Genomic DNA, 13082 nt, shown 5'->3' on the forward strand with positions numbered 1-13082 from the left:
GGCTCCAAAAAATGGCTGGTGGCCCTTGGGTCATCAGCCTTTTTGCGTTACAATAATCGGCTCGATTTTTGTTTGCATGATATAAAAATCATACAAATTAAAAATAATTTATAAAACCAAACGCTTACCAATATTTTTCAGTAAAAAATATTGTTAAGCGTTTTAATACCACTAAAAATTGCAGCATTTGTGAAAGTGGTGGCCATATCGGCCTGCGTAATTCCTTCTAAGTTCGTTCTGCAGGCGGACTTAGTTTACTTTCCGAGGACTCCAGATGGCATACTCATATACCGAAAAGAAACGGATCCGTAAGAATTTTGGTAAATTGCCCAAGGTAATGGATGTTCCGTACTTGCTCGCGATTCAAGTCGACTCGTACCGAACTTTCCTTCAAGACGGCAAAACTCCAAAAAACCGCGAAGATATCGGTCTCCAAGCCGCATTTCGTTCAGTTTTTCCTATTGAAAGTTATTCTGGCAATGCTGCTTTAGAATTTGTTGAGTATAGTCTTGGTAAGCCTGAATTTGATGTGCGCGAATGTATTCTTCGTGGCTCAACTTATGCGGCGCCAATGCGTGTAAAAATTCGTCTGATCATTAAAGATCGCGAAACTAAAACAATCAAAGATGTGCGTGAGCAAGAAGTCTACATGGGTGAAATGCCACTTATGACAGACAATGGTACCTTTGTAATCAATGGTACTGAGCGTGTAATCGTATCTCAATTACACCGTTCACCAGGTGTATTCTTTGACCACGATAAAGGCAAAACTCACTCTAGCGGTAAAGTTCTTTATTCTGCTCGTATCATTCCTTACCGTGGTTCATGGCTAGACTTTGAATTCGATGCAAAAGATCTTGTCTATGTTCGTATTGACCGTCGTCGTAAATTACTTGCGACTGTTGTGCTTCGTGCCTTGGGTTATAACAACGAACAAATCCTAGACATGTTCTACGAAAAAGTACCTGTATATCTTGATATGGGTAGCTATCAAATTGACTTGGTTCCAGAACGTCTACGTGGCGAAATGGCACAGTTTGATATCGTGGGTACAGACGGTAAAACAATTGTTGAACAAGGTAAACGTATTAACGCGCGCCATGTTCGTCAAATGGAAGCAGCAGGTCTTGAAAAACTTTCTGTTCCTGATGAATACCTATATGAACGTATTGTTGCTGAAGATGTAACGTTACGTGATGGCGAAGTTGTTGCGGCAAATACCGTGCTTAGCCATGAAATTATGGTGAAATTGGCTGAAGGCGGCGTTAAACAATTCAACGTACTTTATACCAATGATATCGACCGTGGTCCATTCATTGCGGATTCTTTACGTGCAGATACTACAACTGGTCGTGAAGAAGCACTTGTAGAAATCTACAAAGTGATGCGTCCGGGTGAGCCACCAACAAAAGAAGCTGCTGAAAACTTATTCAACAACTTGTTCTTCTCTTCTGAACGTTATGACTTATCACCAGTAGGTCGTATGAAGTTCAACCGTCGTTTGGGTCGTCCTTACGAAGTGGGTACGGATCAGAAGTCTCGTGAAGTTGAAGGCATTCTTTCGAACGAAGACATCACTGATGTATTGAAAACATTAGTTGAAATCCGCAACGGTAAAGGTGAAGTCGACGATATCGATCACTTGGGTAACCGTCGTGTTCGTTCTGTTGGTGAAATGACAGAAAACCAATTCCGTGTTGGTCTAGTTCGTGTTGAACGTGCTGTTAAAGAACGTTTATCTCAAGCTGAAACTGATAACTTGTCTCCGCAAGATTTAATCAATGCGAAACCAGTTGCTGCGGCAATCAAAGAATTCTTTGGTTCAAGCCAGTTGTCTCAGTTCATGGACCAAAACAACCCATTGTCTGAAATTACACACAAACGTCGTGTATCAGCATTGGGCCCAGGTGGTTTGACTCGTGAACGTGCGGGCTTCGAAGTACGTGACGTACATCAAACTCACTACGGTCGTGTATGTCCAATTGAGACTCCTGAAGGTCCAAACATTGGTTTGATCAACTCACTTTCTGTTTATGCGAAATGTAATAACTTCGGTTTCTTGGAAACTCCATACCGTAAAGTTGTTGATGGTCGTGTAACGGATGACGTTGAATACCTTTCTGCGATTGAAGAAGTAGGTACTGTGATTGCACAGGCCGATTCTGGTATCGATAAAGACGGTAACTTAACTGAAGAATTCGTATCTGTACGTCACCAAGGTGAATTCGTACGTATTCCACCAGAAAAAGTAACGCATATGGATGTATCTGCTCAGCAGGTGGTATCTGTAGCGGCATCACTTATTCCGTTCCTTGAACACGATGATGCCAACCGTGCATTGATGGGTTCAAACATGCAGCGTCAGGCTGTTCCTACATTACGTGCTGACAAACCGCTTGTTGGTACAGGTATGGAAGCAAACGTAGCGCATGACTCGGGTGTGTGTGTACTTGCGAAACGTGGTGGTCGTATTGAGTTCGTTGATGCTTCTCGTGTCGTTATTCGTGTAAACGAAGAAGAGATGGTGGCAGGCGAAGCAGGTGTAGATATCTACAACCTGATCAAATACACCCGTTCGAACCAAAATACATGTATCAACCAAAACGTTGTTGTACGTTTAGGTGACAAAGTTGCACGTGGTGACGTTCTTGCTGATGGTCCATCAACAGATGGCGGTGAATTGGCATTGGGTCAAAACATGCGTGTAGCGTTCATGACTTGGAACGGTTATAACTACGAAGACTCGATCTTACTTTCAGAGCGTGTACTTCAAGAAGATCGTTTAACGTCTATCCACATCCAAGAGCTTTCATGTGTTGCACGTGATACCAAATTGGGTGCTGAAGAAATTACAGCGGATATCCCGAACGTGGGTGAAGCTGCACTTTCTAAATTGGATGAATCAGGTATCGTTTATATCGGTGCTGAAGTTACTGCGGGTGACATTCTTGTCGGTAAAGTAACGCCTAAAGGTGAAACGCAGTTAACTCCGGAAGAAAAATTGCTTCGTGCAATCTTCGGTGAAAAAGCGGCTGACGTAAAAGACTCTTCATTACGCGTATCTTCATCTGTGAAAGGTACTGTAATTGACGTTCAAGTATTTACACGTGACGGTCTTGAAAAAGACGAACGTGCTCAAGCAATTGAGAAAGCACAACTTGATGCTTACCGTAAAGACTTGAAAGAAGAATACAAAATCTTCGAAGAAGCGGCTCGTGAACGTATTGTTCGTCTATTGAAAGGTCAAGAATCTAACGGTGGCGGTACAACTAAACGCGGTGACAAATTAACTGAAGAGTTATTGTCTGGTCTTGAGTTGGTTGATCTTATTGAAATCCAACCAGTCGACGAAGCGATTGCTGAACGTTTAACTCAAATTCAAGTGTTCTTGAAAGAGAAGAGCCTTGAAATTGACGAGAAATTTGCAGAGAAAAAACGCAAACTTTCTACAGGTGATGAACTGACAACTGGCGTATTGAAAGTTGTTAAAGTTTACTTGGCTGTAAAACGTCGCATCCAACCGGGTGATAAAATGGCGGGTCGTCACGGTAACAAAGGTGTTGTATCTAACATCTTACCTGTAGAAGACATGCCACACGATGCAAACGGTGTTCCAGTTGATGTTGTACTTAACCCACTGGGTGTACCATCACGTATGAACGTGGGTCAGATTCTTGAAACTCACTTAGGTATGGCAGCTAAAGGTCTTGGCGATCAAATCGACAAGATGATGAAAGAGCAACGTACTGTACTTGAGCTTCGTGATTTCTTAGACAAGATTTACAACAAAGTTGGTGGCGAACAAGAAGATCTTGATAGCTTGACTGATGAAGAAATCTTGGTGCTTTCAGGTAACTTGCGTAAAGGTGTTCCTTTAGCAACACCAGTATTTGATGGTGCTGAAGAATCACAAATTAAAGAATTGTTAGAACTTGGTGGCATTTCACGTACTGGTCAAACAGTATTGTATGATGGTCGTACAGGTGAACGTTTTGACCGTCCAGTAACTGTAGGTTACATGTACATGTTGAAACTGAACCACTTGGTTGACGACAAGATGCATGCGCGTTCTACTGGTTCTTACTCTCTAGTAACGCAGCAACCGCTTGGTGGTAAAGCACAATTCGGTGGTCAGCGTTTCGGTGAGATGGAAGTATGGGCACTCGAAGCTTACGGTGCAGCATACACACTTCAAGAAATGCTTACTGTGAAGTCGGATGACGTTGAAGGTCGTACCCGTATCTATAAGAACATTGTAGATGGTAACCATTACATGGACCCAGGTATGCCTGAATCGTTCAACGTATTGACCAAAGAGATCCGTTCTTTAGGTATCAACATTGAACTGAAAAATGGTGACTAATTAGCTCCATTGAATCTCCCTTGCGAAGCAGTGCTTCTCACCTCTTTAATCAAGAGGGGCAAGGGGGATTTCTCAGTTAAAAAACAATATTTGTGACCCAGTTGTGAAGTGAAAATCTCCACAACACACGGAGAAAAAAATTGAAAGACTTGCTCGATATCATGCGCAAAAAGACGGATTCAGACGGTCATGCTCCTGTAGAGTTTGATCGCATCCGTATTGGTCTTGCGTCACCAGAAATGATTAAGTCGTGGTCTCATGGTGAAGTTAAAAAGCCTGAAACCATTAACTACCGTACGTTCAAACCTGAACGTGATGGTTTATTCTGTGCCAAAATCTTTGGTCCAGTAAAAGATTACGAATGCTTGTGTGGTAAATACAAGCGTATGAAATACAAGGGCGTCATTTGTGAAAAATGTGGCGTTGAAGTAACAACTGCAAAAGTACGTCGTGAGCGTATGGGTCATATTGACCTTGCTTCTCCAGTTGCGCATATTTGGTTCTTAAAATCACTTCCTAGCCGTATTGGTCTGCTTTTAGACATGACTTTACGTGATATCGAACGTGTATTGTATTTCGAATCATACGTTGTAACTGACCCAGGTATGACTCCACTTGAGAAATACCAACTTCTAAACGATGAAGAATACTTCACGGCTTTAGAAGAACACGGTGATGAATTCACTGCGAAAATGGGTGCAGAAGCAGTTCAAGATTTGTTGAAAGACATCGATCTTGAAGCTGAAATTTCACGTCTTCGTGAAGAAATTCCAAATACAACTTCAGAAACGAAGCTGAAAAAAGCCTCTAAACGTCTGAAATTGATGGAAGCGTTCAAAGAGTCGAACAACAAGCCAGAATGGATGGTGATGAATGTACTTCCAGTACTTCCACCTGATCTTCGTCCGTTGGTTCCTCTAGAAGGTGGTCGTTTTGCGACTTCTGACTTGAACGATCTTTACCGTCGTGTAATCAACCGTAACAACCGTTTAAAACGTCTTCTAGACCTTGCAGCACCAGACATTATCGTACGTAACGAAAAACGTATGTTACAAGAGTCTGTAGATGCATTGCTTGATAACGGTCGTCGTGGTCGCGCAATTACCGGTTCGAACAAACGTCCTCTTAAATCTTTGGCAGACATGATCAAAGGTAAACAAGGTCGTTTCCGTCAAAACTTATTGGGTAAACGTGTCGATTACTCTGGTCGTTCGGTAATTACTGTAGGTCCAACTTTACGTCTGCACCAATGTGGTCTTCCGAAAAAAATGGCGCTTGAATTATTCAAACCATTCATTTTCGCGAAACTACAAGCGTCTGGCCAAGCGACAACCATTAAAGCTGCGAAAAAAATGGTTGAGCGTGAAACTCCAGAAGTTTGGGATGTACTTGCTCACGTAATTCGTCAACATCCAGTGATGTTGAACCGTGCGCCTACACTTCACCGTTTGGGTCTTCAAGCATTTGAACCAACCCTGATTGAAGGTAAAGCAATCCGTCTTCATCCGTTAGTTTGTGCGGCATTTAACGCCGACTTCGACGGTGACCAAATGGCGGTACACGTACCATTAACACTTGAAGCTCAGTTAGAAGCTCGTGCGTTAATGATGTCAACAAACAACATTCTTTCTCCTGCGAACGGTGAGCCAATCATCGTACCTTCTCAGGACGTTGTCTTAGGCTTGTACTACATCACTCGTGATGCGATCAATGCCAAAGGTGAAGGCATGGTGTTTGCGGATACTGACGAAGTAAACCGTGCACTTGCAACAGGTCAAGTTGATTTACACGCTCGCGTAAAAGCACGTGTACACCAAACTGTCATTGACGAAAATGGTAACCGTGAACAACAAACCATTGTTGTAGACACAACTCCAGGTCGTTGTTTACTTTGGGAAGTTGTACCTGAAGGTATGGATTTCCAACAAATCAACGTTGAGATGACGAAAAAGAACATCTCTAAATTGATCAACTCTTGCTATCGTAAATTAGGTCTAAAAGATACTGTTATCTTCGCTGACCAATTGATGTACTTGGGCTTCCGTCAAGCGACTCACTCAGGTGTGTCTGTTGGTATGGAAGACATGTTGATTCCGCCACAAAAACAAGCAATTATCGAAAAAGCTGAAGTTGAAGTTCGCGAAATTGAACAACAATTTGAACAAGGTTTCGTAACTGCCGGCGAACGTTATAACAAAGTTGTCGATATTTGGGCGCGTACAAACGACCAAGTAGCGAAAGCGATGATGGACAACTTATCTTTCACTACTGTTAAAAACAAACAGGGTGAAGACGAGAAACAAAAATCATTCAACTCGATCTATATGATGTCTGACTCAGGTGCCCGTGGTTCGGCAGCTCAGATTCGTCAGTTAGCGGGTATGCGTGGTTTGATGGCGAAACCAGATGGTTCGATCATTGAAACACCAATTAAAGCAAACTTCCGTGAAGGTTTGACTGTACTTCAGTACTTCATTTCAACACACGGTGCACGTAAAGGTTTGGCCGATACTGCATTGAAAACTGCGAACTCAGGTTACTTGACTCGTCGTTTGGTTGACGTTGCACAAGACTTGGTAATTACTGAGCCAGATTGTGGTACTTTCGACGGTCTTGTAATGACTCCGTTCATTCAAGGTGGCGATGTCATCGAGAACTTAGGTACTCGAGTATTGGGTCGTGTACTTGCTGAAGATGCGAAGAAACCAGGTTCGGATGATGTGATTCTTCCACGTAATACTTTAATCGACGAAAAACTTGCAAACTACTTAGAAGAGCAAGGTGTCGATGAAGTGAAAGTACGTTCAGTTGTAAACTGTGAATCTACTTTCGGTGTATGTGCGAAATGTTACGGTCGTGACCTTGCTCGCGGTCACTTGGTGAATCCAGGTGAATCTGTGGGTGTAATGGCTGCTCAATCAATTGGCGAGCCAGGTACACAGTTAACAATGCGTACGTTCCACGTAGGTGGTGCTGCGAGCCGAACTTCTGCTGCTAACAGCGTACAAGTTCGTAACAAAGGTACAGTACGTTTCCACAATGTGAAAACAGTACAACACGCTAAAGGTCACTTGGTATCAACTTCACGTTCAGGTGAAATCGGTATCGCAGATGACATCGGTCGTGAACGCGAACGTTACAAAATTCCATACGGTGCTTCAATCATCATTAAAGATGGCGAAGCTGTGGAAGCTAGCGGTATCGTAGCGACTTGGGATCCGCATACACATCCACTTGTTACCGAAGTTGCAGGTAAAGTGCGTTTCAGCCAAATCGCTGATGGCGTAACTGTGACATCGAAAACTGATGATGCAACAGGTATGACTACAATCGAAATCTTACCAGTGACTTCACGTCCTGCGTCAGGTAAAGATATGCGTCCAGCGGTTGTATTGGATACAACTGATGGTGGCGAACAGTTCTACTTCTTGCCACAAAATACGATTCTGACTGTTCGTGATGGCGAAACAATTGGTGTCGGTGACGTAATTGGTCGTGTACCACAAGAATCTTCACGTACTCGTGATATTACCGGTGGTCTTCCACGCGTAGCTGACTTGTTCGAAGCACGTAAACCGAAAGAACACGCGATCCTTGCTGAAATTTCAGGTATCGTAAGCTTCGGTAAAGAGACCAAAGGTAAGAACCGTCTTGTGATTACTCCGGATGATGGCTCTGAGATTTACGAAGAGCTAATTCCGAAATGGCGTACGATTAACGTGTTCGAAGGCGAGCATGTGAACCGTGGTGAAACCATTTCTGATGGTCCGCAAAACCCACACGACATCTTACGTTTGAAAGGCGAAGTTGCACTGACAAACTACATCGTGAACGAAGTTCAGGACGTATACCGTCTGCAAGGTGTAAAAATCAACGACAAGCACATTGAAGTGATCGTACGTCAAATGCTTCGTAAAGTTGAAATCACTGACGGTGGTGATACAAGCTTCATCAAAGGCGAGCAAGTGGAATACATCCGCGTTGTTCAAGAAAACCAAGCTGTGGCAGCTCAGAACAAGTTCCCAGCGAAGTTTGAACGTCAATTGATGGGTATTACCAAAGCGTCGCTTTCTACTGACTCGTTCATTTCTGCTGCATCGTTCCAGGAAACAACTCGTGTGTTAACTGAAGCTGCTGTAACAGGTAAAGAAGATGAATTACGTGGTCTGAAAGAAAACGTGGTTGTAGGCCGTCTGATCCCAGCGGGTACAGGTTTGGCATACCACTTAGAACGTCGTCGTCAAGAGTCTGAAGCTGCAGAGCTTGAGCTTCACAATGACTTCTCTGATGTAGATCAAGCGTTAAGCCAAGCATTTAGCGATGAATTTAACGGTCTTTAATTAGCCCTTAAATCATTCCAAAAAAGCCACCTTCGGGTGGCTTTTTTTATGTGGATGAATTGAAAATTAAAGCTTTCCTAATATTGAAATATTTCCTATAGTAAAAATAGAACATAACAAATCTCTTGATTTTTAAACTTAAACATAACGGGGTCTTTTGATGAAATTCACACAGCAATTATTCGCAGTTTCTGCATTATTCAGCTCATTGACAGCGATTGCTGCACCTATGCCCAATTCGATTGTGGTAGAAGATAAAGCTGTAGTTCCAGTACTAAAAACAGAAGTGATTCGCCGTGTTGCAGGTCAAGAACCTGTACGCCAAGTAACTGCAACAGTGTTAGAAATGACCAATAAAGGTCAGGATATCGTGGCACGTGAAATTGAACTTTCAGATCACCAAAGTGATTTTTCTGAAAAGAAATTATCGATTCCAGTAGTACAACGTGGTGGTGTCATCATCCCGACTTCTAAAATTGAAACCAAGACTACGGTGAAGCAGGACGGTCAGATTATTCGTCAAAACACCAATATTGATGCAGAAGGTGTAGAGTTTAAGAAAGGGCAGGAACCGATTAAACGCACGCTAAAACTAGATCAGGTAACAGATCCAGAAAGCAAAGCCAAACTCTCTCATGCTGTGCTGACTGAAAATGGTGAAACAACAAAAGATTTGATGATTTTGGATGAAAACCCTGAGTGATTCGTGAGCGATTAGGCGTGGTTTTTTACAAAATGCAGCATTTATGCTCCAAGCCGTAACAAGCTATGTTTAATTGTTTCATATAATGGTTTTAGAATCATAGGTATTGAAGAAGACAAGGTACATCACAATGAAAAAAGTAATGAGCGTATGCGCAGTCGCGATGATGTCGACCCTAATGCTTGCTGGTTGTGAAAGCATGTCGCCAAATGAACAACGTATTGGTGCTGCAGCTTTAGGTGGTGCCATTGGTGGTGGTGTGGGTAATAACGTCGGTGGTGGTGTAGGTGCAGCCGTTGGTGGTGGTGCTGGTGCAGCTGTCGGTAGTAAAACTCAAAACGGTTCAAACCGAAATGCCACATATAGTGGTGTAGGTGGTGCGATTGGTTCTGCAGTCGGTAAAAGTATCTTTGGTGGTAACACCGGTGCTGCGATTGGTGGTGCAATCGGTGGTGGCGCAGGTGCTGCAATTGAGCAAAATCGCTAATCCAATCCGCTAAAATTGAATGAAAAGGCGCTTAAAGATAAGCGCCTTTTTTATTTGCGTGGACGGGGTTGTTTGCGACGAATGTATAGCGTTTTTTGAATTTCAGCGATACGTAAGCCTGCTTCATCAAAAATATTTAAGCTATAGTTCCGTAAAACAGGTGCGTGGTTATCTGCTAAGTTTTTAATATGATTGATTTCATTTGGGTCGAGCTGGATGTCGGCGTATACCGTTCCACGCCCGGGAGATAAAAATTGGATATTTGCCGCTTTGTCCCACACGATATAACGTGAGCCAAGGTGATGCATCAAAATCAACATATAAAATGGGTCAACCATTGAATATAGACTACCGCCAAAATGTACACCGACAATATTTTGATTTTTTCGAGTTAATGGCATTTTGACGCGAATGTGATAATTGGCGAGATCAATTTTATCAATCGAAATGCCAGCACCTTTATAAGGGGCATAATGATTGAGTAAGAATTTAGAGACAATAGGCATTGTCATTATTTTCTGGATTATGCTCATACTGGGTCAATTTTTTTTTATGCTGAACTTTGCATACTAAATGAGTTTCCAAACTGCGGCATTGATCACATTGCCCATGTTCACAAATAAAACGTCAATTCGATGGAATCGATAAAAGGACAAGAAGAATGCAACCACTAAATACGCAATGGGTGAATACCGCAGATCAACAACGGCTCTATGTGAAGACATGGGGTGATGAAACTAAGCCGGCATTGGTTTTGGTTCATGGTTATCCTGATAATCAGGAAGTATGGGAACCGGTTATTGAACATCTTGGTTCTGAATTTTATATTGTGTGCTATGACGTGCGAGGTGCAGGGCAGTCATCTGTGCCCCGTAAAGTACGAGATTACCGTTTAGAACAACTTTCACTTGATTTAGATAGTGTGACGCAAGCGGTATTAGGCGAGCGTAGTTTTCATTTGGCCGCGCATGATTGGGGCTCTATCCAATCTTGGGAATCGGTGACTGAGCCAAAATTTCGCTCACGTATTTTGTCTTATTCAACTATTTCTGGGCCATGTTTGGATCATGCGGCATTTTTGCTCAGAAATAGCTTTAAGCATCAGCAGAAAAAATTACTCAAATTATTAAGTAAGTCATGGTACATCGGGGTATTCCAATTACCATTTTTGGCACCGACCGCGTGGCATTTTTTGAATGCTGAACGTTGGGGAAAAATTGTGAATGATTTAGAACGTACTCAAGAATTGCCTTTGAATCATAATATTCAGCATGATGGTAAACACGGTATTGCGCTTTACCGTGCTAATTTTATTCCCCGCTTAACTCAGCCTAGACAACGTCATGCCGTCTGTCCTGTACAAGCGATTGTGTTGAAACATGATAATTTTGTCAGTCCAGATTACATTAAAGAATTACCTAATTGGGTTGAAGATTTATCTGTAGTTGAAGTCAATGCCAATCATTGGGCCGTGCTGAGCCAACCCGAAAAAATTGCAAGTTACATCGCTCAATTTGCGCAATCACAGCAGTTTTAAGTAAATCGTTCAACAGTGGCAGTTTCATCGATAGGGGGCTAAATAGCGAGCAAATTCTGATAAAATACGGTTTTTTTGTCAGACTCCCTTTTTTCTTATGTTTGCTATTCTTGCCGCAATTACAGTCATGTTTGGACTGTCGCTGGCACGCGTGCCTGTTGTATTTGCGCTGATCATTGGTGCAGTAACAGGTGGCTTGTTAGCTGGTCTTGGTATTCATGGCACCATCGAAGCGTTTAATAGTGGCTTAGGCAACGGTGCTCAAATCGCACTTGCTTATGGCGTGTTGGGGGCATTTGCTTTGGCACTTGCGCGTTCAGGTTTGCCAGATTTACTGGCTTATCAACTCATTACTAAACTCAAAGGTAACAGTAATGTGAAAGCCCAGAATCGCGTGAAATACGTAATTTTCGCTACTATCGCTTTAGCCGCCGTATGTTCACAAAACGTGATTCCAGTGCACATTGCATTTATTCCAGTATTAATTCCACCATTACTCAGCGTATTTAATCATTTAAAACTTGACCGTCGTTTGATTGCTTGTGTTCTGACTTTTGGTCTTGTGGCGACTTATATGCTGGTACCTTTTGGTTTTGGTGCTATTTTCCTTAATGATATTTTAGGTCAAAACATCAATACCTTTGGTAAGCCATACGGTTTCAACATCAGCTATGATCAAATTCCAACTGCTATGGCAATTCCAGTATTTGGGATGTTTGTTGGCTTATTAATTGCTGTTTTTTATAGCTACCGTAAACCACGAGAGTATGCTGACGTTCAGGTTAAGGAATCACAGCACACCATCTCATCTGATGTAAAAGCAGATGAAAATGGTAAACCACAAGTCGCTAAATTTACTTTGATTATGGCTGCGGTTGCAGTGGTTGCTACGCTTTCTGTTCAAGTCATATCTGAGTCGATGATTTTGGCGGGTCTGGTTGGTGTTGCGATCTTAAGCTGTGCAGGTATTTTTAAGTGGAAAGAAGCCGATGATGTCATTATCAGTGGTATGCGCATGATGGCACTGGTTGGTTTCATTATGATTTCTGCGCAGGGCTTTGCATCTGTGATTGAGGCTACGAATCAAGTACCAATACTGGTACAAGCTTCGGTTGAATGGATTGGAAACAGCCGAGGTTTAGCTGCATTTTGGATGCTATTGATAGGGCTATTAATTACCTTAGGTATTGGTTCTTCATTCTCAACAATCCCAATTTTGGCCATTATTTATGTACCACTTTGTATTCAATTTGGTTTTAGCCCAGCGGCAACGATTGCCATTATTGGTACAGCAGCAGCTTTAGGAGATGCAGGTTCTCCGGCATCAGACTCAACTTTAGGCCCAACATCAGGCCTTAATATGGATGGTCAGCATGACCACATGAAAGACAGTGTGGTCCCGACCTTCATTCACTACAATATTCCATTAATGATCTTTGGTTGGATTGCCGCAATGGTACTCTAAAAAATTTTCAAAGATAAATAAAAAAGGCGATTATATAATCGCCTTTTTTGTTATTTAATCCTGAGGATTTTGGTTGGATTAAAATAATTCATTTTATTAATTCTGATTAAAAAGGTTGGTATATTATGAATAATAAATTAATTATAACGGTGAAAATATAAAACCAAGCATTGCACTATGATTAAAA

General features: G+C 42.2%; 7 protein-coding genes. 6 read left to right on the plus strand and 1 reads right to left on the minus strand.

Annotated features, from left to right (window positions below; translation table 11 throughout):
• The first annotated feature begins 274 nt into the window (after positions 1-274).
• The 4 genes from rpoB (at position 275) to FTU77_RS01170 (ending at position 9893) form a co-directional block, all read left to right on the plus strand.
• Positions 275-4363, plus strand: coding sequence for a DNA-directed RNA polymerase subunit beta (gene rpoB / locus FTU77_RS01155; RefSeq protein WP_180002850.1), 4089 nt, complete (start codon positions 275-277; stop codon positions 4361-4363).
• Positions 4364-4503: 140 nt separating this feature from the next.
• A complete protein-coding gene (gene rpoC / locus FTU77_RS01160; protein WP_180054256.1) occupies positions 4504-8703 on the plus strand; it encodes a DNA-directed RNA polymerase subunit beta' in 4200 nt (1399 codons plus the stop codon).
• A gap of 160 nt (positions 8704-8863) precedes the next feature.
• A complete protein-coding gene (locus tag FTU77_RS01165; protein ID WP_180002852.1) occupies positions 8864-9406 on the plus strand; it encodes a hypothetical protein in 543 nt (180 codons plus the stop codon).
• Between the two features lie 130 nt (positions 9407-9536).
• Positions 9537-9893 carry a DNA transfer protein p32 gene (locus FTU77_RS01170; RefSeq protein ID WP_078192840.1) on the plus strand — a complete coding sequence of 119 codons (357 nt, stop codon included), beginning with the start codon at positions 9537-9539 and terminating at the stop codon, positions 9891-9893.
• Between the two features lie 50 nt (positions 9894-9943).
• Here FTU77_RS01170 and FTU77_RS01175 read toward each other — a convergent pair whose 3' ends face one another.
• Positions 9944-10426, minus strand: a complete 483-nt coding sequence (locus tag FTU77_RS01175; RefSeq protein WP_180054258.1) for a DUF4442 domain-containing protein — start codon at positions 10424-10426, stop codon at positions 9944-9946.
• Between the two features lie 128 nt (positions 10427-10554).
• On the opposite strand from FTU77_RS01175, the gene FTU77_RS01180 reads away from it, so the two are divergent.
• Positions 10555-11430 carry an alpha/beta fold hydrolase gene (locus FTU77_RS01180; protein WP_180054260.1) on the plus strand — a complete coding sequence of 292 codons (876 nt, stop codon included), beginning with the start codon at positions 10555-10557 and terminating at the stop codon, positions 11428-11430.
• Between the two features lie 97 nt (positions 11431-11527).
• Complete coding sequence (locus FTU77_RS01185; RefSeq protein WP_180007047.1) at positions 11528-12895, plus strand: Na+/H+ antiporter family protein; 1368 nt, start codon at positions 11528-11530, stop codon at positions 12893-12895.
• The last annotated feature ends 187 nt before the right edge of the window (positions 12896-13082 follow it).

It is taken from the genome of Acinetobacter sp. YH12142 (genome assembly GCF_013418435.1).
Lineage (GTDB): Bacteria > Pseudomonadota > Gammaproteobacteria > Pseudomonadales > Moraxellaceae > Acinetobacter > Acinetobacter amyesii.

What these genes read in the sequence shown, in the direction of transcription:
- rpoB (WP_180002850.1), top strand. Translation starts at nt 275, where the DNA reads ATGGCATACTCATATACCGAAAAGAAACGGATCCGTAAGAATTTTGGT.
- FTU77_RS01165 (WP_180002852.1), top strand. Translation starts at nt 8,864, where the DNA reads ATGAAATTCACACAGCAATTATTCGCAGTTTCTGCATTATTCAGCTCA.
- FTU77_RS01170 (WP_078192840.1), top strand. Translation starts at nt 9,537, where the DNA reads ATGAAAAAAGTAATGAGCGTATGCGCAGTCGCGATGATGTCGACCCTA.
- FTU77_RS01175 (WP_180054258.1), bottom strand. Translation starts at nt 10,426, where the DNA reads ATGAGCATAATCCAGAAAATAATGACAATGCCTATTGTCTCTAAATTC.
- FTU77_RS01180 (WP_180054260.1), top strand. Translation starts at nt 10,555, where the DNA reads ATGCAACCACTAAATACGCAATGGGTGAATACCGCAGATCAACAACGG.
- FTU77_RS01185 (WP_180007047.1), top strand. Translation starts at nt 11,528, where the DNA reads ATGTTTGCTATTCTTGCCGCAATTACAGTCATGTTTGGACTGTCGCTG.